24 protein-coding genes are annotated in these 23,969 nt (G+C 62.6%); all 24 read left to right on the top strand.

Features of this window, described 5'->3' with window-relative positions:
* Positions 1-276: 276 nt before the first annotated feature.
* The 24 genes from J2126_RS25710 to J2126_RS01410 all read left to right on the top strand — a co-directional run bounded on the left by J2126_RS25710 (position 277) and on the right by J2126_RS01410 (position 23,955).
* Entirely contained in the window at positions 277-2,349 is a 2,073-nt protein-coding gene (locus J2126_RS25710; RefSeq protein WP_209483336.1) for a DUF3363 domain-containing protein, read from the top strand.
* A 346-nt stretch (positions 2,350-2,695) separates the two neighbouring features.
* A complete protein-coding gene (locus J2126_RS01520) occupies positions 2,696-4,204 on the top strand; it encodes an MFS transporter (RefSeq protein ID WP_209483334.1) in 1,509 nt (502 codons plus the stop codon).
* Between the two features lie 13 nt (positions 4,205-4,217).
* On the top strand, positions 4,218-4,775 hold the full coding sequence (locus J2126_RS01515) for a TetR/AcrR family transcriptional regulator (RefSeq protein ID WP_209483333.1): 558 nt from the start codon (positions 4,218-4,220) through the stop codon (positions 4,773-4,775).
* Between the two features lie 4 nt (positions 4,776-4,779).
* A complete protein-coding gene (locus J2126_RS01510) occupies positions 4,780-5,844 on the top strand; it encodes a hypothetical protein (protein ID WP_209483331.1) in 1,065 nt (354 codons plus the stop codon).
* A 29-nt stretch (positions 5,845-5,873) separates the two neighbouring features.
* Positions 5,874-6,092, top strand: coding sequence for a hypothetical protein (locus J2126_RS01505; protein ID WP_166015867.1), 219 nt, complete (start codon positions 5,874-5,876; stop codon positions 6,090-6,092).
* Between the two features lie 43 nt (positions 6,093-6,135).
* A complete protein-coding gene (locus J2126_RS01500; RefSeq protein WP_209483329.1) occupies positions 6,136-7,047 on the top strand; it encodes a cation transporter in 912 nt (303 codons plus the stop codon).
* Between the two features lie 55 nt (positions 7,048-7,102).
* The gene (locus tag J2126_RS01495) at positions 7,103-7,399 is read left to right on the top strand and encodes a DUF3817 domain-containing protein (protein ID WP_209483327.1); all 297 of its coding nucleotides are present in this window, start codon (positions 7,103-7,105) and stop codon (positions 7,397-7,399) included.
* Between the two features lie 368 nt (positions 7,400-7,767).
* On the top strand, positions 7,768-8,667 hold the full coding sequence (locus tag J2126_RS01490; RefSeq protein WP_209483325.1) for a LysR family transcriptional regulator: 900 nt from the start codon (positions 7,768-7,770) through the stop codon (positions 8,665-8,667).
* Between the two features lie 154 nt (positions 8,668-8,821).
* Positions 8,822-10,810: a conjugal transfer protein TraG gene (locus tag J2126_RS01485; RefSeq protein ID WP_209483324.1), complete on the top strand. Its 1,989-nt coding sequence runs from the start codon at positions 8,822-8,824 to the stop codon at positions 10,808-10,810.
* Between the two features lie 14 nt (positions 10,811-10,824).
* Positions 10,825-11,286 (top strand): CopG family transcriptional regulator, encoded by a 462-nt coding sequence (locus J2126_RS01480; RefSeq protein ID WP_209483321.1) that lies wholly within the window; start codon positions 10,825-10,827, stop codon positions 11,284-11,286.
* 146 nt (positions 11,287-11,432) lie between these two features.
* The gene (gene trbB / locus J2126_RS01475; protein WP_166015858.1) at positions 11,433-12,425 is read left to right on the top strand and encodes a P-type conjugative transfer ATPase TrbB; all 993 of its coding nucleotides are present in this window, start codon (positions 11,433-11,435) and stop codon (positions 12,423-12,425) included.
* A complete protein-coding gene (locus J2126_RS01470; protein ID WP_166015856.1) occupies positions 12,422-12,754 on the top strand; it encodes a TrbC/VirB2 family protein in 333 nt (110 codons plus the stop codon). The genes trbB and J2126_RS01470 overlap by 4 nt, the downstream gene beginning before the upstream one ends.
* Positions 12,754-13,035, top strand: a complete 282-nt coding sequence (locus tag J2126_RS01465) for a VirB3 family type IV secretion system protein (RefSeq protein WP_209483318.1) — start codon at positions 12,754-12,756, stop codon at positions 13,033-13,035. The genes J2126_RS01470 and J2126_RS01465 overlap by 1 nt, the downstream gene beginning before the upstream one ends.
* Before the next feature lie 10 nt (positions 13,036-13,045).
* Positions 13,046-15,496: a conjugal transfer protein TrbE gene (trbE, locus tag J2126_RS01460; RefSeq protein ID WP_209483316.1), complete on the top strand. Its 2,451-nt coding sequence runs from the start codon at positions 13,046-13,048 to the stop codon at positions 15,494-15,496.
* A gap of 2 nt (positions 15,497-15,498) precedes the next feature.
* Positions 15,499-16,281: a P-type conjugative transfer protein TrbJ gene (gene trbJ / locus J2126_RS01455; RefSeq protein ID WP_209483314.1), complete on the top strand. Its 783-nt coding sequence runs from the start codon at positions 15,499-15,501 to the stop codon at positions 16,279-16,281.
* Between the two features lie 20 nt (positions 16,282-16,301).
* Positions 16,302-16,589, top strand: coding sequence for a putative entry exclusion protein TrbK-alt (gene trbK-alt / locus J2126_RS01450; protein WP_209483311.1), 288 nt, complete (start codon positions 16,302-16,304; stop codon positions 16,587-16,589).
* 3 nt (positions 16,590-16,592) lie between these two features.
* Positions 16,593-17,960, top strand: coding sequence for a P-type conjugative transfer protein TrbL (gene trbL / locus J2126_RS01445; RefSeq protein WP_209483309.1), 1,368 nt, complete (start codon positions 16,593-16,595; stop codon positions 17,958-17,960).
* Entirely contained in the window at positions 17,957-18,646 is a 690-nt protein-coding gene (gene trbF, locus J2126_RS01440) for a conjugal transfer protein TrbF (protein ID WP_209483307.1), read from the top strand. Before trbL ends, trbF begins: the two co-directional genes overlap by 4 nt.
* Positions 18,643-19,656 (top strand): P-type conjugative transfer protein TrbG, encoded by a 1,014-nt coding sequence (gene trbG, locus J2126_RS01435; RefSeq protein ID WP_209483305.1) that lies wholly within the window; start codon positions 18,643-18,645, stop codon positions 19,654-19,656. Before trbF ends, trbG begins: the two co-directional genes overlap by 4 nt.
* A complete protein-coding gene (locus J2126_RS01430) occupies positions 19,653-20,786 on the top strand; it encodes a TrbI/VirB10 family protein (RefSeq protein WP_209483303.1) in 1,134 nt (377 codons plus the stop codon). The genes trbG and J2126_RS01430 overlap by 4 nt, the downstream gene beginning before the upstream one ends.
* 2 nt (positions 20,787-20,788) lie before the next feature.
* On the top strand, positions 20,789-21,010 hold the full coding sequence (locus J2126_RS01425) for a DUF2274 domain-containing protein (protein WP_209483301.1): 222 nt from the start codon (positions 20,789-20,791) through the stop codon (positions 21,008-21,010).
* Positions 21,011-21,068: 58 nt separating this feature from the next.
* The gene (locus J2126_RS01420) at positions 21,069-22,076 is read left to right on the top strand and encodes a hypothetical protein (protein WP_209483299.1); all 1,008 of its coding nucleotides are present in this window, start codon (positions 21,069-21,071) and stop codon (positions 22,074-22,076) included.
* Positions 22,070-22,834 (top strand): hypothetical protein, encoded by a 765-nt coding sequence (locus J2126_RS01415; RefSeq protein ID WP_209483297.1) that lies wholly within the window; start codon positions 22,070-22,072, stop codon positions 22,832-22,834. Before J2126_RS01420 ends, J2126_RS01415 begins: the two co-directional genes overlap by 7 nt.
* A complete protein-coding gene (locus J2126_RS01410) occupies positions 22,831-23,955 on the top strand; it encodes a hypothetical protein (protein WP_209483295.1) in 1,125 nt (374 codons plus the stop codon). The genes J2126_RS01415 and J2126_RS01410 overlap by 4 nt, the downstream gene beginning before the upstream one ends.
* The last annotated feature ends 14 nt before the right edge of the window (positions 23,956-23,969 follow it).

Raw genomic sequence — 23,969 nt, 5'->3', positions numbered from 1 at the left:
GTGCAGTCAGGCAAGGGGTCGCCTGGCTGCATTCCCGGCAGGAAGGGCAAAAAGGGCAGGGAAGGCGGAGGGCAAGATAAAGGAAACCGGCACCCTGTCGGGCCGGTTTCTGGGCAAGCCCTTGTCTGCACACTGTTTTGGGGCGCGGCGCACGGCACCCTGCTTTTGGGTCTCGCGTGCCGCGATATGGCGCAAAGCCTTGGCTTTGCTGGATTTTGACCGGCACTATAGCCGAATATCTGCCGTTTGCGTGCTTAAACGGCATGGGATGCGCTCATGAGTGCCGAGGACGAGAACCGCTTTCGCCCCAGGTCAGGTCGGATCAAATCCGACGCGCCGAAGGTGGGCAAGGCGAAGAGCTTTCTGACGCAGGCGAAGAAGCTGGCGCGTCAGCATAGCAACGGCCCCGGCAGATCATCATCATTCGCATCACGGACGTCCTCGTCGCCTTCATCTGGTTCGGCCGGAAAGAGCGGGAAGGCATCGCGGACTGGCAAAGGTCCGGGCGTCAAGCGTGGCCGCGGCGCGGCCTTTGTCCGCGCACGCGCCCTGTCGGGCGGCTGGCGGCACAGTGCGGCCGGCGTGCGCCGCGTCGTCGTCAAAACCCGGTACGTTCAGAACGCGGGGAAGAATGGCAAAGGGGCTGCTCATCTGCGCTATATCCAGCGCGATGGAACCTCGCGTGATGGCGAACGTGGCCAGCTCTATTCCGCCACCGACGATCGCGCTGATGGAGATGCGTTCCTTGACCGAGGCAAGGATGATCGCCACCAGTTCCGCTTTATCGTTTCGCCCGAAGATGCCGCCGATCTTACCGATCTCACCGAGCACACCCGCGATCTGATGAGCCGCATCGAGGCTGACCTTGGCACGAAACTCGACTGGGTGGCGGTCAATCACCACAATACCGGCCACCCCCATGTCCATGTCATCGTTCGGGGCAAGGACGATCTAGGCGAGAACCTGGTCATCAATGGCGATTATCTCGCCAATGGCATTCGTGAGCGGGCGAGCGAACTGACCACGCTGGAACTGGGCCCAGTGACCGAGATCGAGCAGAGCCGCAAGCTGTCTGCCGAAATCGATCAGGACCGCTTTACGCGCATCGACAGCACCATGACCGAGGAGGCCGACGAACGGTTCCTTGATCTGCGCCATGAACCGGCCGATGCACGCCGCCAGTTCAACCGCACGCTTCGCCTGCGCCGCCTCGCCAAACTGGAAAAGATGGGGCTCGCCACCGAACACGCGCCGGGCGTCTGGGAGCTCGGCGCGAAGATGGAACCGGCGCTTCGTGAACTTGGTGAACGCGGCGACATCATCCGCAACATGCACAAGGCGCTGAAGGCCGATGGGCAGGAACGTGATCCAATGACCTTCCAGCTTCACGATGCAGCACCCGCGGTGCCCATCACCGGACGCGTCGTGGACAAATATCTCACCGACGAGATGGGCGAGAACCTGACGCTCGTGGTGGACGGCATCGACGGGCGAACACACCATCTTCCCGGCATTGATCCGGCCCGCGTCGAAGATGCCCGGATCGGCAGCATCGTCGAAGTTGGCCCCGCCGATACGGCGCAGCGGCCGTCCGATCACACCATCGCTGCGATCTCGGAGAATGGTATTTACCGACCGAGCCGCCACCTCGAACAGGCGAAGTTCGAGGGACGTGTACCGGGCGGGGATTACGAGGGCTATGTAGATGCCCATGTCCGGCGACTGGAGGCGCTGCGCCGCGCCGGGATCGCTGAGCGGATCGACGCTGACCAGTGGCGCATCCCCGATGACTTCGAGAGTCGCGCCACCGCCTATGATGCCGGTCGCAACCGGCAGGCCAGCATTCGTGTCGTCTCTACCTTCGATCTGGAAAAGCAGATCGGCGCTGATGGTGCGACCTGGCTGGACCGGCGACTGGTTACGCCGGACGCTTCGGATATTACCCCGGCCGGGTTCGGTCAGCAGGTGCGCGAGGCTATGGACCAGCGGCGAGAGCATCATATTGCACAGGGCGATGCCACACGGCAGCAGAATGGACGCATCCTCTATCGGCGCAACCTGCTCGCCAATCTGCGCGAACGGGAAGTGGCCCGCGTCGGTGCGGAAATGGCCGGGAGCAAGGGCTTGCCGTTTCGTGCGGCTACCGATGGCGAGACCGTCAGCGGCAAGTTCACCGGGACCGCACATATATCGAGCGGCAAGTTCGCCATTATCGAAAAGAGTCACGAGTTCACTCTCGTCCCATGGCGGCCAGTAATCGACCGCCAGATCGGCCGCGAGGTTGCGGGCATCGTGCAGGGCGGATCGGTTTCGTGGCAGCTTGGGAGGCAGCGGGCATTGGGGTTGTAGTCACTGCTAGCCGGGCGCCATCATCGCGAAGACCAGCAGCAACCGGCCCGATCTTAACATGCTCAACTACGCCATTCGCTGAAGGGAATGTCGTGCAGGAAGATAAGGTGATTTTCTGAGCAGGAGTAGCCGTTGGGGTATTCACCGCGACGGCGTGGAGAGCCCTTATACTTAAAACCCGTCACGAAAATCCCGTCTCCCCTCTCGCTACTTTTGCTGCGGAACACTCAGTCCGAAAGGCGCCATTTGCATCATTCAGGGCGAGGTAGCGCACAAAACAAATTGGGCTTGAAACCTTACAAACATGTTTGTATAGTTATGGCCATTCAAACAGGATGGCTAACCCATGACCACCTCGCATTCGAACAGGTGGGTGCTGCTTGTGACCGTCGCCGCCGGTCTGCTGCTGATCACCCTCGATAACTCGGTTCTCTATACGGCGCTGCCGACGCTGACACGCGAACTCGGCGCCTCGCAGACGCAGGGGCTGTGGATCATCAACGCCTATCCGCTGGTGATGGCGGGCCTGCTGCTCGGCACAGGGACACTGGGCGACCGCATCGGCCATCGGCAGATGTTCCTGATTGGCCTGGTGCTGTTCGGCATCGCTTCGCTGGTCGCGGCCTTCTCGCCGTCGGCCAACATCCTGATTGCGGCCCGGGCGTTTCTTGCCGTCGGCGCGGCGGCGATGATGCCGGCGACGCTGGCCTTGATCCGGGTGACCTTCCTCGATGAGCGCGAGCGCAACATCGCCATTGCGATCTGGGGATCGCTGTCGGTCGTCGGCAGCGCGCTCGGCCCGATCGTCGGCGGCTTCCTGCTGGAGCATTTCTGGTGGGGATCGGTGTTCCTGATCAACGTGCCGGTGGTCATCGTTGCGTTCCTCTCGACACTGGTCGTCGCGCCGAAGGGTGAGACCGACCATAGCAAGCCATGGGACCTGGTCTCCTCGCTGCAAGCGCTCGTGGCATTGTCGGCGCTGGTGATCGCGATCAAGGAATCGGCGCATGTCGGTCAATCCTGGCTGGTGCCGGCCGGTGCGTTTGTCGTGGCCGTGGTGGCGAGCATCCTCTTCGTGCGCCGCCAGTCGCGCCTGACCTTCCCGCTGCTCGACTTCTCGATCTTCCGCAACGCCGCCTTCTCGTCGGGCGTGATGGCGGCGGCCTTCGCCATGTTCGCGATCGGCGGCATTCAGCTCGTCACCACGCAGCGCTTCCAGCTCGTTGCCGGTTTCTCGCCGCTCGAGGCGGGGCTGCTGGTTTCGGCGGCTGCGCTCGGCTCGCTGCCGACCGCGATGCTCGGCGGTGCGTTTCTGCACAAGATCGGCCTGCGCATTCTGATCGCGGGTGGTCTTGCCGCCGCATCGCTGGCTGTCGTGCTGGCGACCTGGGGCGTCACCCATGGCCTTGGCTGGCTGATCGCCGGCATGGTGTTGAGCGGGGCCGGCGTGGGCGCGGCCATGTCGGTGGCTTCGACCGCCATTGTCGGGAATGCGCCTGTGCATCGTGCGGGCATGGCCTCGTCGGTCGAGGAGGTGTCCTACGAGTTCGGGAGCCTGCTGGCCGTGGCCTTCCTCGGCAGCCTGCTGTCGGCGATCTACACGGCTTCGGTCATGCTTCCGGCGGGAGCGCCAGAGGCGATGCGTGACAGCATGGGCGGCGCGCTCGCGCTGGCTGCGCAAGCCGGAGCCGATGGTCAGGCGATCATCGATGCGGCGAGCCAGGCCTTCGATCGCGGCTATCTGACCGTGATGTATGTGGTCGCGGCGGTGCTGGCAGTGGGCGCGGTCATCACCGCAGTACTGCTGCGCAACTACGGTCCGGGTTCGCAATCCTCGATCTATTCCTCGCACTGAGAGGAATGATCCGATGCGAACGAGCAAGCGCACGCAGATCGTCGATGCGGTCGTCGCCATCATCCAGCGTGACGGCGTCACCGCCGTCACCTTCGATGCTGTTGCGGAAGAGGCGAAGCTGACGCGGGGCGGGCTGATCTACCACTTCCCGTCGCGGGAAGAGCTGATCTTTTCGACCCACAAGCATCTGGCCGAAGGCTGGGAAAAGGCGATGGCGAAGGCGGCGGGCAAGAAAGCCGCCGCCGCAACGCCAGCGCAGCGATACGCGGCCTATGTGCAGACCTGCGCGCAGGCCGCCGATCGGGCGGAACTCCTGCTGATGCTTGAAAGCGCGGGCGAGGCCCGGCTGGGCGAACTCTGGCAGGATGTGATCGACCGCTGGGCGCCGCCTGTTCCCGAGACCGAAGACGAAGCTGCGCTGTCGCGGTTCATCGCGCGTCTGGCGGCCGACGGTCTGTGGGCGCATGAGGCGCTGTCATCGCGGCCGCTTCCCAAAAAACTCAAGGACCGCATCTGCCGCCGCCTCGTGGCGATGGCCGAGCAGGAATCGAACCCCGTCGAAGGAGAGTGATGCAATGACCGACCGCACCCACAAAACGCTTACGGCAGTCGTCTTCGGGCTGGGCGTCACCGGACGCAAGATCGTCGAAATCCTTCTGGACCGGGAGGTCCGGATCGTCGCGGCGGTCGATGCCTTCCAGTTCCACGGTCTGGACGTCGGCGCCGTGCTTGGCTGGCCCGATATCGGTGTGAGCGTCATACCCGACGCTGAAGCGGCGTTTGCTGGCGGGGCGGCGGATATCGCGATCGTCTCCACCCAGAACGGCATCAGGGACATCTACCCGACGGTGAAGCTGTGCCTTGAGAACGATACCGACGTCATCACCATCGCCGGGGATGCCTACTTTCCGTGGGTCGACCAGGCGTCGAGCGAGGCGCGCGCCTTGCACGACCTCGCCGTGGCGCGGGGCAAAACGATATTGGGGACCGGCGTCCAGGATGTGTTCTGGGACAATATGCCGGTGCTGCTGTCCGGTGCGGCCGAGAGCATCACAGGCATTCATGGCCGAAGCGTCGCGCTCGTGGACAGTTATGGCGACTGGATCGCCGAGGGCCTGTGCATCGGCAAAGCGACGGAAGAACTCGATCGGGGCTTCGCATCGCCCTTCGCCGGGGTCTTCATCGGGCCTCTGCACGACATGGCCGACAGGTTCGGTCTGACCGTCATCGACGCCGTCACGACTGTGGAGCCTGTCATCGCGCGCAAGGCCTTCCGGTCGGAAGAAGCCGGGATCGAGGTCAGTGCGGGGCATCTTTCGGGTCTCGATACCTGCCTGCGCCTCAACACCGTGGAAGGCGTGACGCTTTCGGCCCGTTTCATCAGCAAGCTGCGCGAAGACGGCGATTCAAATCACGCGACATGGGACATCGAGGGTAGCCCGGGCCTGAGCGTCTTCATGCAGGACCGGCACGATATCGTCACCACCAGCGCGACCGTGGTGAACCGCATCCCCGATGTCATCAACGCCGCACCGGGCTTCACCACTGTGTCAGCGCTTCCCGCGCCGGTGTTCCGGTTCCGGCCTCTCGGGGCCTATGCGCGCGAAGGTGGGCCGTCAGATGCGGCAATCTCTGAATAGGACGAGGCGAGGCCTCAAGGACAAGGAAGATGGAACGAAGCAAGCGACCGGACGAGAAGCAGCGCAAGCAGGAAGGCATACCGCTGGCCTTGAATTGGGCTGGCTGTGGCTTGGTTCTGCTGGCTTTCGCCCAACTGTTCAAATGGCGAACCAGTGGCTTCGACGGCTTCTATCCGGTCCTTGTCGCCTTCGGCTGCCTGATGATTGCGATCGGCGCGGTCATCTGGTGGCGCAGCAGGAAACGATGAACAGCCCTCAACGGACGAGGACGCCAACAATAACGGGGTAGGAATGACGGATAGTGAACTTGAACTGAAGGTGCTTCGGCTCCCGATCATCACAGGCGTAATCGTGTCAGCGCTGGCGTTGATCGCAGCGCCGCTGACCGGCTCACAGGCGATCCTGCTCGATGGATTCTTCGGGCTGATCTATCTCGTTACCGGGGTTTTTACCTATAGCGTCGGACGGCTCGTGCATCAGGGCGCGAGCCGGCGGTTCCCGTTCGGCTATGCGCCGCTCGAACCCCTGGTCAACCTGATCAAGAGCCTGCTGATCGCCGGCGTCTCCATGTTGTCGGTCTGGTATGCGGCCTCGAACCTCTTTGCCGGCGGCACGGACATCGAGTTCGGCGGCGCGGTCCTGTTCGCGTTTCTCTCGGCCTCGATCACCATCGGCATGGCGGCCTATGTCTGGATCCGTTATCGCCACGTCGACAGCCCATTGGTCCAGGGCGACCTGGCCGCGCGCATGATCGACGCCTTGACCGCCCTCGGCGCGTTGCTGGCGTTCCTGGTCGCCTATGGGCTTCACGCGAATGGCTATCAGGCCGCGGCCCGCTACGTCGACCCGGTGCTGACGCTGGCGCTGGTCGTTCTGACGGTCGGCATTCCGTATTCGCTCGGCAAGGGCGCCCTGTCGGAACTCATCTATGTTTCGCCGCCGGCGGCCGAGGTCGAGCCGCTGGAGGGCAAGGTTCGCGCCGTTCTTGCCGATCTGCCGCTGACTGCCCTGGACATCCGCACGGTCCGGATCGGCCGAACCTGGGAGATCATGGCGCAGGCGCAACTCAGACCCGATATCGATCTGGATGCCCACGCGGCGGACGATTACCGGGAGAAGCTGGCCGGGCAGTTCGCGCATGAGCGGCAGGCGGTCCGGGCGGTTCTCATCTTCACCTATCTGCCGACAGAGCCGCTAACCTGAGGGAGACGGCAATGGCCCCAACGACCCAATTTAAGAACAGGATTTCGAGACAAACATGCGACTTCAACTATTCCGCGGCATTGCCGTCATCGAAGGTATCACCACGCTCATCTTGTTCCTAATCGCAATGCCGCTCAAATATCTCGCCGGGAACGAAGCGATCATGCCGCTTGCCGGCTGGGGGCATGGCTATGCTTTCCTTGCCTATATGCTCTTCCTCGTGCCGGGCATGTGGGGAAAGGGCTTCACCGCGTGGGAGTGGACGCGAACTTTCCTCGCATCGCTGATCCCGTTCGGTACCTTCCTCAATGACCCCATGCTGAAGCGCAAAGCGCTCTCGGCACATGCGTGATCGCTGATGGGGTTTCCCGCCCATCATACTACCGGCACTGATGCCGCTGCGCCAGCCATCGGTCCGGGGCTGGTCGCGCGGGTGATGCGAGCAGTTCCAGCCGGACCGCTGGTCAACGCCGTCCATGTCTCGGTCATCAATATCGGTCGCGCATTCGGCGCTTGGGCAGGAGGTCTCGGGATTCAAGCCGGATATGGGCTTATCTCTCCTCTCTGGATCGGTCTCGTTCTGGCTATAGCGGGCATTCTCAGTCTCGCGCCACCCGCAGCGAGGCAGTTTGAAACAGTAAAGAGGTAGGAATGCGGAGGCGTCAGCAACGATATCGGCCACCGGATGCCCCGCTGACGCTTTCCAGCGTACGCATACCGATGGTAGCCCTCGTCCAAGCCCTCGCTGTCGCGGAATATCTCAGCTTCCATCGTGCGGCGCAGGCGCTCGGGACCAGTCAATCGAGTGTGAGCGCGCGGATCAAGGCGCTGGAGGCTGAACTCGGCGTCATCCTCTTCGACCGCAACACGCGCGGCGTCCGCCTGACCGAAGCCGGACGCCGCTTCGTCGATCAGGTCGATGACGCCATGGGCATCTTGGACCGGGCAATCAAGACCGCCGGGATGCCGGCACGTGGCGAGGAAGGCGAGCTTCACATCGGACTCCATGCCCTGACGCAAGGCTGTTTCCTAGACCAGCTGCTAGGGCGGTTCCGCAGCGAGCATCCGTGCGTCCGCCTGCGCATCACCGAAGGAACGGCGCGAGACGCGCAACTCATGATCCGCGAAGGCCGGCTCGATACCGCCTTTATGGCCTGCACTCACGAAATCCCCGACCTGCATTCCCGTGTAGTCTGGCGAGACTACCTCATGGCGGCGCTGCCAGTCGGTCATCACTTAGCGACACAAGCCGATGTCGAATGGCGACAGCTTTCGGCGGAAATCTTCCTTGTCCGTTATGGTGGCACCGGCCCGCAGGTCCATGATCTGATCGTGACGCGCGCAGCCGGGAAGTGGCCGGTGCCGACAATACTCCGCTTCGATGTCGGTCGCAGCGCGCTGCTCTCCATGGTCGCTGCCGGAAACGGTATTTCGCTCTTCGTCGCGGACGGTGCGACATCCAGCATGGCGAATGTTGCTTTCCTGCCGATCCGCGATGAGCCCGAAACTATCCCGTTTTCGGCCGTTTGGTCGCCCCGAAACCGAAACCCTACACTTTTGAGCCTGCTCACCCTAGCAACGGAAATGGGCCGCTTACGCCCGAAATCTGATTCGCGATAGCCCACTGTTAACGGTACCGGAATAGTGCCGCCGTCACCCATCCGATTTGCCGCCGATTGTATTCTGCAGGCCGACGGCCACACCTTTGCTATTGCACCACGCGAAAACGACCATTCTCTGATCGGCTCCGTCTCTCTTGCCGATTGGAGCCTGTATGCGTGGAGGCCGAATACTCTGGGGCCAGATCATTGTCGTGCTCACCATCGTCGTGGTGATGGTCTGGGCTGCAACGCAATGGGTGGCTTTCCGGCTCGGCTTCCAGCCCCAGCTCGGCAACCCTTGGTTCGATATTGCCGGATGGCCATTCTATTATCCACCTGCCTTCTTCTGGTGGTGGTTTTCCTATGACGCCTATGCGCCCGGCATCTTTACCGAAGGCGCGTTCATCGCCACGGCAGGCGCGGTTCTTGCCATAGCTGCCGCTTTCCTCATGTCGATCATCCGGGCACGGGAAGCCCGCAATGTCGCCACCTATGGTTCGGCGCGATGGGCCGAGGACAAGGAAATCCATGCTGCCGGCCTGCTTGGTCCAGATGGCGTCGTGCTGGGGCAGCACCGCAAGGATTATCTGCGTCATGACGGCCCCGAGCATGTGCTGTGTTTTGCGCCAACCCGATCAGGCAAGGGCGTGGGCCTAGTCGTGCCGACGCTGCTGACCTGGCCAGGCAGTTGCATCGTCCATGATATCAAGGGCGAGAACTGGAACCTGACAGCGGGCTTCCGGTCAAGGCATGGTCGTGTCCTGCTGTTCGATCCGACCAATGTGCAGTCGGCAGCTTACAATCCGCTTCTGGAAGTAAGGCAGGGTGAATGGGAAGTCCGCGATGTCCAGAACATCGCGGACATCCTGGTTGATCCCGAAGGTTCGCTCGACAAGCGCAACCATTGGGAAAAAACCAGCCACAGCCTGCTCGTCGGCGCGATCCTGCATGTTCTCTATGCCGAGAAGGAAAAGACACTGGCGGGCGTCGCCAATTTCCTGTCCGATCCTCGCCGTCCCGTCGAGGCGACCTTACGCGCGATGATGGACACGCCGCATCTGGGCGAAGCCGGTGTGCATCCCGTCATTGCCTCGTCTGCGCGGGAGCTTTTGAACAAATCAGAGAACGAACGGTCTGGGGTGCTGTCCACTGCTATGTCGTTTCTCGGTCTTTACCGAGACCCGGTTGTGGCCCGCGTGACTCAACGCTGCGACTGGCGCATCGCCGATCTGGTCGGTGAGAAGGAACCGGTCAGCCTCTATCTCGTCGTGCCACCCTCGGACATCAACCGCACCAAGCCGCTGATCCGCCTCATCCTCAATCAGGTCGGGCGGCGGCTTACCGAGGAACTGGAAACCTCCGGCAAGCGGCATCGCCTCCTGTTGATGCTCGATGAGTTTCCGGCACTGGGGCGGCTGGATTTCTTTGAATCGGCGTTGGCCTTTATGGCCGGCTACGGCCTGAAAGCGTTCCTGATCGCCCAATCGCTCAACCAGATCGAGCGCGCCTATGGGCAAAACAACGCCATTCTCGATAATTGCCATGTGCGCGTGGCCTTTGCGGCCAACGATGAACGCACCGCCAAACGGATCAGTGATGCGCTCGGCACGGCTACGGAAATGCGCGATTCCACCAACTATGCCGGCCATCGCCTCGCGCCATGGCTGGGGCATCTCATGGTGTCGCGGCAGGAAACGGCGCGGCCATTGCTGACGCCCGGCGAAATCATGCAGCTTCCGCCCACCGACGAGATCGTCATGGTGGCGGGGGTGCCGCCGATCCGTGCTGCCAAGGCACGCTACTATGCTGATGCGCGGTTTCAGGAGAGGGTGATGTCACCGCCCGATCTGCGCAAGCAGCTGGTGAAAATCACCACATCGGCGCCAGATGACTGGACGAGCCGCATTGTCGCGGCTGCGAGCGGCAATGGACCCGCCTCAGATACATCCGATGACGATCCGGCCAATGCCGGTATCCGTCGTGAACCGGAACTGCCGGAGCATGAGGAAATCATCCCGCCACCTCCGCCACCATCGCAGGAGTTCGATTTTCTTGATGATGAGCCAGATGTCGATGCCGCCAAGGCCCGTGCCATGCGCCAACGGATGCGCATGGTCGCGCGGCAGGCGTCGCTTGACCCAAATGACGGCATCGAGCTTTGAGAACGGAGACAGGCATGACGACGCGCACCCGCATGAATGTCTATTTCGATCCCGCTCTGCTGAAACAGATCGAAGCGCTGGCCTTGCGCCGCAATGTCTCGAAATCCGCAGTGATCGAGGCTGCCGTGGCATCCTTCATGTCAGGCGATACGACTGAGCGGCTGGAAGCCGCCATGTCTCGCCGCCTCGACAAACTCGGTCGCCAGTTCGACATGCTTGACGAAGATGTCGCCGTGCTGGGCGAAACCCTTTCGCTATTTGTACAATTCTGGCTGACCCTCACGCCGCCGCTGCCCGACAGTGCAAAACAATCTGCGCGCATCAAGGGAAACGAGCGCTTTGAGGGCTTCATGCAGTCCCTTGGTAAGCGTCTCGCTACCGGTGACAGGTTCCTCAAAGAAATATCGCACGACATCGCTGCGCTACACGACACCCCATTGGGCGGTAAAACCGAAGGTGACGGCGATGGGATCTAGGATTGCAACCCGTCCTATTCACTGCCATGCCCCGCCGATGGCCGCACGCGCGTAAACATCTGTTGAATCAGCCTAAAATCAGGTTCTTTTAATCGACCCCGATCCGGGGTCCGTCTTTTGCGCTCCCCGTCATGAACGGGGCCGCTATGACTGCATCACATCAGAAGCCGGAAACGATTGCCCGTGGCGCGCGGATGCTGCGCACCGCGCTTGGGGCGTCCATCGCCCGGTTTCTGGAAGATCCCGGTGTGGTCGAGGTGATGCTGAACCCGGATGGCCGTATCTGGGTCGACCGGCTGTCCGAAGGGTTGGCCGATACGGGGGAGAAGCTGTCTGCCGCCGATGGCGAGCGGATCGTGCGCCTCGTCGCCCATCATGTCGGCGCGGAGGTTCACGCCCGCGCACCTCGCGTCTCGGCAGAGCTTCCCGAAACCGGCGAACGGTTCGAGGGGCTTCTGCCGCCCGTTGTCGCGGCCCCCGCTTTCGCTATCCGCAAGCCTGCTGTCGCGGTGTTCACGCTCGATGACTATGTGACCGCCGGGATCATGACCAGTCTTCAGGCCGAGGTGCTGCGCCTGAACGTCGCCACGCGCGCCAACATCCTCGTCGCAGGCGGCACCTCCACCGGCAAAACCACACTGACCAACGCTTTGCTGGCCGAGGTGGCGAAGACCTCGGATCGCGTGGTCATCATCGAAGACACGCGCGAACTGCAATGCGCCGCCCCGAATCTCGTGGCCATGCGGACCAAGGATGGTGTTGCCACGCTCTCCGATCTGGTGCGCTCCTCGCTGCGCCTTCGCCCTGATCGCATTCCGGTCGGGGAGGTGCGCGGGTCCGAAGCCCTTGACCTGCTCAAAGCCTGGGGGACGGGACATCCCGGCGGGATCGGCACCATCCATGCCGGTTCCGGCATCGGTGCGCTGCGCCGCCTCGAACAGCTCATCCAGGAAGCCGTCATCACAGTCCCGCGTGCGCTGATCGCCGAGACCATCGACCTCGTTGCTGTCCTTGCCGGGCGCGGATCGTCGCGCCGGCTGGTCGAACTCGCCCGCGTCGAGGGGCTGGGATCGGACGGCGACTACCGCATCACGCATCCCATCACTTTGGCAACCACCTCAAAAGGAGACCCATCATGATCCCCACACTTTCCCGCGCCTGCCGTGTCATGGCGACATCGGCAACGGCTGTTTCCATCAGCCTTATGCTGGCGCCGGCCGCACACGCATCCGGCTCGTCGATGCCCTGGGAAGCGCCCCTGCAATCCATCCTTCAGTCGATCGAGGGGCCGGTCGCCAAGATCATCGCGGTGATCGTGATTATCGCCACCGGCCTCGCGCTCGCGTTCGGCGACACGTCGGGCGGTTTCCGCCGCCTGATCCAGATCGTCTTCGGCCTTAGCATCGCCTTCGCTGCAAGTTCGTTCTTCCTGTCGTTTTTCTCGTTCGGCGGCGGGGCGCTCATCTGATGGCGGGCGGCCTCGAACAGCTCGACGCGGTGCCGGGGTTTTCGATCCCGGTCCATCGGGCGCTGACCGAGCATATCCTGCTCGGCGGAGCACCGCGCTCCATCGCCATCGTCAACGGCACGCTGGCCGGGGCCGTCGGCCTCGGCCTCCGTCTCTGGCTGGTTGGCATCGCCATCTGGGCGATCGCACACTTCCTCGCGGTATGGGCAGCCAAACGCGATCCGCTCTTCGTTGAGGTCGGACGCCGCCATCTGCGCATCCCCGGTCATCTGTCGGTTTGAGGGTACGAGCATGATGAACCTCACCGAATATCGCCGCACCGCCAGCCGTCTCGCGGATTTCCTGCCTTGGGCAGCGCTTGTCGGTTCCGGCGTAGTGCTGAACAAGGACGGCAGCTTCCAGAGGACGGCGAAATTTCGCGGTCCCGACCTGGATTCTGCCGTTGCAGCCGAACTGGTCGCGGTCGCCGGTCGCATCAACAACGCCGTGCGCCGTCTTGGCTCCGGCTGGTCGATCTTCGTCGAGGCGCAGCGTTCCGAGGCCGCAACCTATCCCGACAGCAGGTTTCCAGATGCGGCTTCCGCACTGGTCGATGCCGAGCGCAAGGCCGGCTTCGAGGAAGCGGGTACGCATTTCGTGTCGGGCTATTTCCTCACCTTCCTCTGGCTACCGCCCGCCGAAGATGCCGCACGCGCTGAAACCTGGCTCTATGAGGGCCGCGAACAATCCGGCGTCAATCCATGGGAGTTGATGCGTGGTTTCATCGACCGCACTGACCGCGTACTGGCGCTGCTCGACGGCTTCATGCCGGAATGCCGCTGGCTCGATGATGCTGGCACGCTCACCTATCTCCATTCCGCGATTTCCACCAACCGTCATCGCGTGCGCGTGCCCGAAGTGCCGATGCACCTCGATGCGCTGCTGGCCGACCAGCCCCTGACCGGCGGAATTGAGCCGCGCCTGGGCGATCAGCATCTGCGGATCCTGACCATTATCGGCTTCCCGACCGCGACCACGCCTGGCCTGCTCGACGAGATGAACCGGCTCGCGTTCCCCTATCGCTGGTCCACCCGCGCCATCCTGATGGACAAGACGGACGCGACGAAGCTCCTCACCAAAATCCGCCGCCAGTGGTTCGCCAAGCGCAAGTCGATCGCCGCGATCCTCAAGGAGGTGATGACCAACGAACAGTCGGCGCTGGTGGACACCGATGCGTCCAACAAGGCGCTCGATGCCGACATGGCCTTGCAGGAACTGGGCGCTGACGTCGCCGGCATGGCCTATGTCACAGCCACCGTCACCGTCTGGGACATTGATCCGCGGATCGCCGACGAGAAGCTGCGTCTGGTCGAGAAGATCATTCAGGGCCGAGACTTCACGGCCATGCCGGAAACCGTCAATGCCGTCGATGCCTGGCTCGGCTCGATCCCCGGACATGCCTACGCCAATGTCCGGCAGCCACCAATCTCGACGCTAAACCTTGCCCACATGATCCCGCTATCGGCCGTGTGGGCGGGCGCGGCGTGGAATGAACACCTCGGAGCGCCTCCCTTGCTGTATGGCAAGACCGAAGGTTCGACGCCGTTCCGGCTTTCCCTCCATGTCGGCGACGTGGGCCATACCCTCGTCGTCGGCCCGACCGGCGCAGGCAAGTCCGTGCTGCTGGCGCTGATGGCGCTGCAATTCCGCCGCTATGAACGGAGCCAGATCTTCGCCTTCGATTTCGGGGGATCGATCCGCGCATCCGCGCTCGCCATGGGTGGCGACTGGCATGACCTCGGCGGCGGGTTGACCGAGGGATCGGAGGTTTCTGTCTCCCTTCAACCGCTAGCGCGAATTGATGACGCTTATGAGCGGTCATGGGCGGCTGACTGGATCGCCGCCATTCTGATGCGTGAAGGCATGACCATCACGCCGGAGGTGAAGGAGCATATCTGGACGGCGCTGACCTCGCTGGCATCTGCACCCGTCAGCGAGCGCACGATCACCGGCCTTGCGGTCCTGCTGCAATCCAATGATTTGAAACAGGCGCTCCGACCCTATTGCATCGGCGGTGCCTATGGCCGGTTGCTCGATGCCGAGGCTGAACATCTTGGCCACGCCGATGTTCAAGCCTTCGAGATCGAGGGACTGGTGGGCACGGGCGCTGCGCCGGCTGTACTGGCCTATCTGTTTCATCGCATCGGCGACCGGCTCGACGGTCGGCCGACGCTGCTTATCATCGACGAAGGCTGGTTGGCGCTGGATGACGAAGGCTTCGCCAACCAGCTCCGCGAATGGCTGAAGACGCTCAGGAAGAAGAACGCCAGCGTCATCTTTGCCACGCAGTCTCTCTCGGACATTGACGGCAGCAACATCGCGCCTGCCATCATCGAAAGCTGCCCGACACGGCTGCTGCTGCCGAACGAACGCGGGATCGAGCCACAGATCACCGCAATCTATCGGCGGTTCGGGCTGAACGACCGGCAGATTGAGATCCTCGCACGGGCCACGCCCAAACGGGATTATTACTGCCAGTCGCGCCGCGGCAATCGGCTGTTCGAGCTGGGTCTTTCCGAAGTCGGCCTCGCGCTCTGCGCCGCGTCATCCAAAACCGATCAGACCCGCATCGCCGATCTTGTCGCCGAGCATGGGCAGGAGGGCTTCCTCGCCGCCTGGCTGCGCGAGCGCGGCGTCGAATGGGCGGCGGAGCTGATCCCCGATCTCACCAATCTCATCCCTCAGACCGAAAAGGAGTCCTGACCATGACGATCCGTCTTTCCCGTTCGCGGGCCATCCTTATGGCGGCAACACTGCTAGCCGCGCCACTTGCGCTCTCGCCCATGCTGACCAGTCCGGCCCATGCGCAATTCGGTTTCGGCCGCATCGTCTATGACCCGACCAACTATGCGCAGAACCTGCTCACGGCCGCGCGCACGCTGGAGCAGATCAACAATCAGATCACCTCGCTTCAGAACGAAGCGCAGATGCTCATCAATCAGGCGCGTAACCTGACCAGCCTGCCATATTCATCGCTCCAGACCTTGCAGCAGAACGTCCAGCGCACGCAGCAGCTTCTGGCCCAGGCACAAAACATCGCCTTCGACGTGCAGAACGTCGATCAGATGTTCAGCCAAAAATACGGCAATGTCTCGCTGTCGGCCACCGACACCCAGCTTGTCGAAGATGCCCGTTCGCGCTGGCAGAATACAGTTGGCGGTTTGCAGGATGCCATGCGCGTGCAGGCCGGTGTGGTCGGTAATATCGACACCAACCGCGCCGAGATGTCCGCCCTTGTCGGCCAGAGCCAAAATGCCACTGGCGCATTGCAGGCAACGCAGGCGGGCAATCAGCTTCTCGCTCTCCAGTCGCAGCAACTTTCCGACCTGATCGCGCTGATGTCGGCCAATGGCCGCTCGGAGGCGCTGATCGAGGCCGAGCGTGCCACCGCCGCCGAACAGGGTCGTGTCCAGCGTGAACGCTTCCTGACGCCGGGGTCGGGCTACCAGCCCGGCAATGCACGGATGTTCGGCAACGGCAACAACTGACCGGACAGGAGGGGCGCGACATGGACGGCAAGATGCTGGCCCGGCTGGGCGCGATCATATTCGTGGCTATCTCCATCACCGCCACGGTGATCGAAATGACCCGCGAGGATGAACCGGCGCAAAACCGCCCGGCTCCATCGCTTCAGCCCTCTGCCGATCCGCTGCGCCAGAGCTTGCGCCGTTGCCAGCAGTTAGGCGAGGCCGCCGTGAGTGATCCCGGCTGCCTCGCCACCTGGGCCGAGAACCGCGACCGCTTTCTCGGCCGGACGCCGGTGCCCACCGCCCCGCATCAGAACGGGGGAGAGTGAACCATGGGGGGCACCGGCGTCATCGACAATTTCCTCGGCGTATTCACCAGCTATATCGACAGTGGCTTCGGTCTGCTCGGCGGTGAAGTCGCTTTCATCGCCACCACGTTGATCGTCATCGACGTAACGCTGGCGGCGCTATTCTGGAGCTGGGGCGCAGATGACGACATCATCGCCCGGCTGGTCAAGAAAACGCTGTTCGTCGGCGTCTTCGCCTATCTGATCGGCAACTGGAACAGTCTCGCCCAGATTATCTTCGACAGCTTCGCCGGTCTGGGCCTCAAGGGATCAGGCACCAGCTTTTCCGCCGCCGATCTGCTGCGCCCCGGCAAGGTGGCGCAGACCGGGCTTGATGCTGGCCGCCCGCTACTCGAATCCATCTCAGACATGATGGGCTACTGGTCGTTCTTCGAGAACTTCATCCAGATCGCCTGCCTGATGTTTGCCTGGGTGCTGGTGCTGCTTGCCTTCTTCATTCTCGCCGTGCAGCTCTTCGTCACGCTGATCGAGTTCAAGCTGACCACGCTGGCCGGTTTTGTGCTGATCCCCTTCGGCCTCTTTGGTAAGACCGCCTTCATGGCCGAGCGCGTTCTCGGCAATGTCGTGTCCTCCGGCATCAAGGTGCTGGTTCTGGCCGTCATCATCGGTATCGGCTCGACGCTGTTTTCACAGTTCACGGCAGGTTTCGGCGGTGTGACGCCGACCATCGACGATGCCATGGCGATCGTGCTGGCCGCGCTTTCCCTTCTCGGCCTTGGCATATTTGGTCCAGGCATCGCTTCCGGTCTGGTGTCTGGCGGCCCGCAGCTTGGCGCCGGTGCCGCCGTTGGAACCGGCCTAGCCGCAGGCGGTATGATGCTTGCCGGGGGTGCCGCCGCTGGCATGGCCGCGAAGGGAGGAGCCGCTGCGCTCTCTGGTGGAGCGGCTGCCGTGCGGGGTGGTGCCGCCGCCGCAGGTGCGGCGAGCGCCGCCTACAGCGTCGGCTCGCTTGGCCAGTCCGGCGCTGCCGGTGTCGCCTCCGGTCTGGGCGGTGTTGCCCGTGCCGCAGGCTCCGCCGCCGCATCACCCCTGAAACGTGCGGCTTCCAAAGCCTCCGAAAGCATCAAGTCCAGCTTTTCTGATGGAGCGCGCGCCGGCTTCGGCGTCAGCGGCGGCTCCTCCACGGCTGGAACAGTCGGAGGCGCCAGCGAAGCGGCAAGCGCTGCTCCTTCACCCGCCACACAGGCTGGCGGCTCTCCGGCATGGGCAAAGCAGATGCAGCGCAAGCAGACACTCAGCCACGGCACGTCGATGGCCGCCCATGCCGTGCGCTCCGGCGACAGCCATGGCGGCGGCTCCTCCATCAATCTTTCTGAAAGTGACCGCTCATGAACATCTTTAAACGTCCATCGGCCCATTACTGCAAATCGCCCGAACCCGAGACGCCCTATCAGAAAGCAGCTCAAGCCTGGGACGAACGTATCGGTTCGGCTCGCGTGCAGGCAAAGAACTGGCGCATCATGGCCTTCGGCTCACTGATCCTCTCGGCCGGTTTCGCCTCCGCCCTTGTCTGGCAATCGGCGCGCGGGACGGTCGTACCCTGGGTGGTGCAGGTCGACAATCTCGGCCAGTCGCAGGCCGTCGCGCCTGCCGTGGCTGACTATCGCCCGACCGATCCGCAGATCGCCTTCCATCTCGGCCGTTTCATCGAGCAGACGCGTTCGATCCCGTCCGACGCCATCATCGTGCGGCAGAACTGGCTGCGCGCCTATGAGTTCACCACGGATCGGGGTGCGGCAACCCTCAATGATTATGCTCGCGCCAATGACCCCTTCACCAAGGTCGGGCGTCAGCAGATCGCGGTCGAGGTGTCGTCGGTGATCCGCGCTTCGAATGACAGCTTCCGTGTCGCCTGGACGGAGCGCCATTACGAAAACGGCCAGCTCTCCACGACCGAACGCTGGACGGCGATCCTGACCATCGTGATCCAGACGCCGCGCGACGCTGAACGCCTGCGCGCCAATCCGCTCGGCATTTACGTCAATGCAATTTCATGGTCGCGGGAGATGAGCCAATGACCCGCACAATGGTCCGCAAAGCCGCGTTTCCGGCTTTCCGTAAACCCGCTTTCGCGGCTTTGATGCTGTCCGCCACCATGCTGGCCGGCTGCGCAACCAACCGCACCGCGCAGTTCAGCTATGATGCCGATGTGCCAGCGCTTCCTGTCGTGCAGGCTGCCGTCACCGATGACCGGCCTCGGCCTTTGCACACACCGCCTACATGGACTGTGGCGCGCGGCGGAACCGCTGCCGGAACACCGACTGGCCGCGTCGAGAACGCCAATGCCGCCGCCCGTGTCGAACCACGCCGAGAAGGGTATTACAACGCCATCCAGATCTACCCCTGGTCGGAAGGGGCACTGTTTCAGGTCTATGCCGCACCGGGACAGATCACGACAATCGCGCTTGAACCCGGCGAAAGCCTGACCGGCGCGGGGCCGATTGCGGCAGGCGACACCGCCCGCTGGATCATTGGCGATACCGAAAGCGGATCGGGTACAAGCCGCCGCGTCCATATCCTCGTAAAACCGACCCGTGAGGATATTTCCACCAATCTTGTCATCAGCACGGATCGCCGCGTCTATCTCATTGAGCTTCGCGCCCGCGCGGCGCTCTATATGCCCGCTGTGGCCTGGGCCTATCCCGCGCTACCTGCCGGTCAGCGTGTGACCGTTCCCGCCGCGCCCATCATCCCTGTCGAGACGGCACGCAACTATCGCTATGGACTGACGGGCGATAGTCCGCCGTGGCGGCCCATCTCCGTCTTCGACGATGGCCGCCGTGTCTATGTCGTCTTCCCGCGCGGCATCGTGCAGGGCGAGATGCCGCCAATCTTCGTCATCGGTTCCGAGGGCGAGACGCAGATCGTCAACAGCCGCATTCACCAGAACATCCTGATCGTGGATCGCCTGTTCGGTGCTGCCGAGCTGCGCCTTGGCAGCGGCGATCGCCAGCAGACCGTCAGGATTGTTCGCGTTGAACAACGGCAGGCGGCCCAGCCCGCGAAGACCGGGGAGAATCCGTCATGAGCGAAGAGACGACCACCAACGCCCCTCCTATGCGCCTGCGCGCCGAGCCGCCGCGCGTCACCCGCCTGTCGCGCAAGATGCTGGCCGGTGTGGGCGCTGTCGCGCTCCTCGGCATCGGCGGCGCATTGATCTATGCGCTCCAGACTCGCGACATGGGTGGAAGTGGCGAGGAACTCTATTCAACCGAGAACCGCCCCACAGCGGACGGGCTGGCCGGTCTGCCGCGTGATTATACCGGCCCTGTTCTGGGACCAGCTTTGCCGGGGGACCTCGGTGGCCCGATCCTCGACGCGCAGAACAGGGGGCAACCCGTTACGCCGCCGGTTATGTCAACACCAGCCCGAGACCCCGCCGAGGAACGTCGTCTTGCCGAAGAGGAAGCTGCACGTCTTAGCACAGTGTTCTTCCAGTCAGGCCAAAGGACGGCGACGATACCAGGCTCTAATATGCCGGGCCTAGCGGGGCTTGACCTTGGCGGTCAGCCCGCCACGCAAGACCGGCACACGGCATTTCTCAATGGTCCGGTGGATCGCCAGACCGTTGCCATCGATCGGATCATGGCGCCAGCATCGCCCTATATCCTTCAGGCAGGCGCCGTGATCCCGGCTGCAATGATTACCGGCATCCGTTCGGATCTGCCTGGCCAGATCACCGCGCAGGTCACGGAAAATGTCTATGATAGCCCGACCGGCGCGCTGCTCCTGATCCCGCAGGGAACGCGCATCATCGGCCAGTATGACGCCGGTGTGCAGTTCGGCCAGCGCCGTGTGCTGCTGGTCTGGAACCGCCTGATCCTGCCCAATGGCCGCTCGATCGTGCTGGAGCGCCAGCCCGGCGCGGACGTTTCCGGCTATGCCGGTCTGGAGGATGGCGTCGATTACCACTGGTGGGATCTGATGAAAGCAGCGGGCCTGTCCACGCTGCTCGGCATTGGCACGGAACTGGCGACCGACGACGAAGACCGTCTGATCCGCGCCATCCGCGACGGCGCACAGGACACCATCAATCAGGCCGGGCAGCAAATCGTCCAGCGTCAGTTACAGGTCGCGCCGACCTTGACCGTCCGACCGGGCTATCCCGTCAGGGTCATCGTCACCCGCGACCTGGTACTCGAACCCTATAGGAACTGACCATGACAAAGCTGAAACTCGGCCCACTCGTTGAAGACAAACCCGTCAAAGTGACGGTTGAACTGCCGGGCACGCTCCACCGTGATCTGATCGCCTATGCAGAGGTGCTGGCCCGCGAAAGTGGCCAGCCCGCTGCTGATCCCGTCCGGCTTATCGTGCCGATGCTGGAGCGTTTCATTGCCACGGACCGTGGCTTCGCGAAGGCTCGAAGGGGCAGAGGATAAGAAGATACGATAACGGCGACATTGAACGGTAACGTCATCAATGTTAGTGTGCGTTATCATGTTAGGAAAAGATCTCGATATAAGTGATTCGCAGTTTCTGGAAGCGCTGGAGCGCTATCTGGAAGAACTGCTTCATGCTCGCATCGTTGTTCGTGCATTCGAGGGTACGCGCAGCTTGCCGTCGTTTGTCGGGCGAGCTTACAGGCTTTATGAAACATATATTCTCGGGCACCACTGCATCATCGTTGCCAAGCTCGGAGATACAGGTACACCGGCAGATATCGCTAAGCACATCGACATCGTCCGCAATGTCACCGACGCCACGGTGGTTTTCGCGACCATGAGCATTACCGCGCACAACAGGTCGCGGCTAATCGGTCAAGGTGTTCCCTTCATAGTTCCTGGCAACCAGCTTTATATCCCGGATCTGGCGATAGACCTACGCGAACACTTTCGTGCACCACGTCGCCGGCAAGCAGCGGGACTATCGCCAGCTGCTCAAACGGTTCTTTTCCATCACATTTTGCACCTCGACAGGAATGTGACAACGCCGTCGGCCCTAGCCGAACGGCTGCATTATTCGGCAATGTCAATCGGCAGAGCGTTCGATGACCTGGTGGCCGCCCGTCTAGCTGAAACCGTCAGACATGGGAAAGAGAGGCACATTAGCTTCAAGGCGGAAGGGCGACGCCTCCTGGAGGAAGCGACACCACATCTCCGCAGTCCGGTTCGTGCCATGAAATTCGTGCGTGGGAGCGCCTTCAGCGCACACCTGAAGTTGGCCGGGGAAACGGCGCTATCCCACCTCACGGAGCTGGCTAGCCCCCGTATCGACACTTTCGCCGTCGCCGCCAGCGACTGGAAAGCGATTTCGCAGGCGGCTGACCTTATCGAAACTGACCGCGAAGAAGCCGACTGCATCATCGAGACATGGTCCTACGATCCGGCCGCCTTGTCCGACACAAATACCGTGGACGTCCTGTCCTTGTACGCACAATTCCGGGATCATCGCGACGAGCGTGTCGCCATGGCTGCGGATCGACTTTTGGAGAACCTGCCTTGGTAACTGGCATCGATAAATTTCAGAAATACTTCGCTGGCCATGAGGACCACTACGCCATCATCGGCGGCGCGGCATGCGACCTCCTGTTCGATGAAGCTGGTCTTGATTTCAGGGCCACCAAGGACATCGATATGGTGCTCTGCGTTGAGGTGGTCGATGCCGCCTTCGGCACCGCTTTCAAAGCGTTTCTGGATGCAGGCGGCTATCAGGCACGCGAACGCAGTACCGGCGAAAAGGAATTCTACCGCTTCCACAAGCCGTCGGACCAGAGCTTCCCTTTCATGATCGAGCTGTTTTTCCGCAAGCCGGGCACCCTCGATCTTCCGGAAAATGCAGAACTCACCCCCATCCCGGTTGAGGAAGACATCGTCAGCCTGTCGGCCATTCTGCTCGACGATGGATACTATGAAGCGTTGCAGTCTGCGAAGCGGAAGGTCGAGGGTGTAACCGTCATCGACGAAACACTTCTCATCCCCTTTAAAGCGCGGGCGTTCCTCGATCTGTCCGCGCGCGCCGAGGCCGGGGAAAAGATCGACAGCAAAAATATCAAGAAGCACCGCAATGATGTGCTCCGCCTGACCCAGCTTCTGCCCGGTGATGCATCGATCACCTTGCCCGATCAAATTCGCGAGGACATGCGACGCTTCCTTGATCTGGCTGAGGCCGACGAAACGCTCGACCCCAAAGCGCTCAACGTGCCGTTTACGCGCGGCGAGGCGATTGCACTTCTCAGGTCAGCCTACAAGCTGGCCGATGCATGAGCCGAACCTTCATCTACAGCTTTACTCCGCCATCGCTGGACCCAGCCCCCGGCGCGACCATCGAGTTGGACGTATCCGAGATCGAGGATGCCGGCATTCGGGAGGTGCTTCAGACGCCGGGCGCCGCTTACGGCGCATGGTCGATCCTCGATGCGCTGCTGTCGCCAACCGGCATGGGCACGCCCTTCATCTTCAAACAGCCGCTCGGGCAGGCCCGTGAAGTGAAGGTCGCTTTGTCGGGTCTGTTCGGCAGGTTCGTCGCCCGCGCCTATCTCGAACGCTACTTCGATCTGTCCATCTTCGCCCATCTCGGTAATCGTGTGGTCGATCTGGATCGTCGCAAACGCGCCAAGATCGAGCGCCTCGCACGAGGCGACCTTCCCGACTGGATCGCGTGCAAATCCGATCTGACTTCGCTCACGATCGCAGAGGCCAAAGGCTGCCACGACCCAAGCGGAACGGCGAAGGCGCTTTCCCGCGCCTGGGCACAAGCCGGACGCATCGACGTCACGGTCAAAGGCCGGAAGGTTACGGTGAAGCGGATCGCCGTCGCCACGCGCTGGGGCGTGGCCAGTCCCAGCCCCGCAGACGCGTATCTTTCCGTTCACGATCCGGTCGACATAGGTGAGGCCATCGACCCGCAAGACAAGGATGCTCCTTTCATCGGCCTGCTTCGCCTGCATATCGCCAGCATGATCGAGCACCTCGGCCACGCCGAACTCGCTCAAGCGCTGCGTGATCTGATACGGCAGGCCCGCCCGCGTGCTTCGCAAAACGCCTCGACCCGAGCGCGCGCCATCCTGAACAATGCGGTGATTAGCGAAGTCGAGAAGGACGGCGATATAGGCAGCCTGATAGGCGGGATCGTCACGCGCGCTGGTCCGATCATCGATGCAAGCGCCAGCGCCGTCGATCAGGAGGCGCTGGCCCGGCTCAACCTTCGTCCGGTTTTCGTCGGCATCGATCGGGATCTGGTCCGCGCGGCAATCGATGGCGAAGCGGACACCATTCGCGGTCGTTTGGCCGCGAAGGTCAGTCCCGATGACTTTGCGCGCCGGGACGGCGCGGGCGGCTGGATCATTCCGCTTGGCGCGGAAAGACGGATTGTCGGCGGCGTGTGACGGGGTAGCGACAA

It is taken from the genome of Xanthobacter flavus (assembly GCF_017875275.1).
In the GTDB taxonomy this organism is placed as follows: Bacteria; Pseudomonadota; Alphaproteobacteria; order Rhizobiales; family Xanthobacteraceae; genus Xanthobacter; species Xanthobacter flavus_A.
The sequence above is the reverse complement of the archived record's forward strand: the minus strand, read 5'-3'. Positions and strand labels throughout refer to the sequence as shown.

Excerpts from the sequence above, each read along its gene's own strand:
- J2126_RS25710 (WP_209483336.1), top strand. The coding sequence starts at position 277 with ATGAGTGCCGAGGACGAGAACCGCTTTCGCCCCAGGTCAGGTCGGATC.
- J2126_RS01520 (WP_209483334.1), top strand. The coding sequence starts at position 2,696 with ATGACCACCTCGCATTCGAACAGGTGGGTGCTGCTTGTGACCGTCGCC.
- J2126_RS01515 (WP_209483333.1), top strand. The coding sequence starts at position 4,218 with ATGCGAACGAGCAAGCGCACGCAGATCGTCGATGCGGTCGTCGCCATC.
- J2126_RS01510 (WP_209483331.1), top strand. The coding sequence starts at position 4,780 with ATGACCGACCGCACCCACAAAACGCTTACGGCAGTCGTCTTCGGGCTG.
- J2126_RS01505 (WP_166015867.1), top strand. The coding sequence starts at position 5,874 with ATGGAACGAAGCAAGCGACCGGACGAGAAGCAGCGCAAGCAGGAAGGC.
- J2126_RS01500 (WP_209483329.1), top strand. The coding sequence starts at position 6,136 with ATGACGGATAGTGAACTTGAACTGAAGGTGCTTCGGCTCCCGATCATC.
- J2126_RS01495 (WP_209483327.1), top strand. The coding sequence starts at position 7,103 with ATGCGACTTCAACTATTCCGCGGCATTGCCGTCATCGAAGGTATCACC.
- J2126_RS01490 (WP_209483325.1), top strand. The coding sequence starts at position 7,768 with ATGGTAGCCCTCGTCCAAGCCCTCGCTGTCGCGGAATATCTCAGCTTC.
- J2126_RS01485 (WP_209483324.1), top strand. The coding sequence starts at position 8,822 with ATGCGTGGAGGCCGAATACTCTGGGGCCAGATCATTGTCGTGCTCACC.
- J2126_RS01480 (WP_209483321.1), top strand. The coding sequence starts at position 10,825 with ATGACGACGCGCACCCGCATGAATGTCTATTTCGATCCCGCTCTGCTG.
- trbB (WP_166015858.1), top strand. The coding sequence starts at position 11,433 with ATGACTGCATCACATCAGAAGCCGGAAACGATTGCCCGTGGCGCGCGG.
- J2126_RS01470 (WP_166015856.1), top strand. The coding sequence starts at position 12,422 with ATGATCCCCACACTTTCCCGCGCCTGCCGTGTCATGGCGACATCGGCA.
- J2126_RS01465 (WP_209483318.1), top strand. The coding sequence starts at position 12,754 with ATGGCGGGCGGCCTCGAACAGCTCGACGCGGTGCCGGGGTTTTCGATC.
- trbE (WP_209483316.1), top strand. The coding sequence starts at position 13,046 with ATGATGAACCTCACCGAATATCGCCGCACCGCCAGCCGTCTCGCGGAT.
- trbJ (WP_209483314.1), top strand. The coding sequence starts at position 15,499 with ATGACGATCCGTCTTTCCCGTTCGCGGGCCATCCTTATGGCGGCAACA.
- trbK-alt (WP_209483311.1), top strand. The coding sequence starts at position 16,302 with ATGGACGGCAAGATGCTGGCCCGGCTGGGCGCGATCATATTCGTGGCT.
- trbL (WP_209483309.1), top strand. The coding sequence starts at position 16,593 with ATGGGGGGCACCGGCGTCATCGACAATTTCCTCGGCGTATTCACCAGC.
- trbF (WP_209483307.1), top strand. The coding sequence starts at position 17,957 with ATGAACATCTTTAAACGTCCATCGGCCCATTACTGCAAATCGCCCGAA.
- trbG (WP_209483305.1), top strand. The coding sequence starts at position 18,643 with ATGACCCGCACAATGGTCCGCAAAGCCGCGTTTCCGGCTTTCCGTAAA.
- J2126_RS01430 (WP_209483303.1), top strand. The coding sequence starts at position 19,653 with ATGAGCGAAGAGACGACCACCAACGCCCCTCCTATGCGCCTGCGCGCC.
- J2126_RS01425 (WP_209483301.1), top strand. The coding sequence starts at position 20,789 with ATGACAAAGCTGAAACTCGGCCCACTCGTTGAAGACAAACCCGTCAAA.
- J2126_RS01420 (WP_209483299.1), top strand. The coding sequence starts at position 21,069 with ATGTTAGGAAAAGATCTCGATATAAGTGATTCGCAGTTTCTGGAAGCG.
- J2126_RS01410 (WP_209483295.1), top strand. The coding sequence starts at position 22,831 with ATGAGCCGAACCTTCATCTACAGCTTTACTCCGCCATCGCTGGACCCA.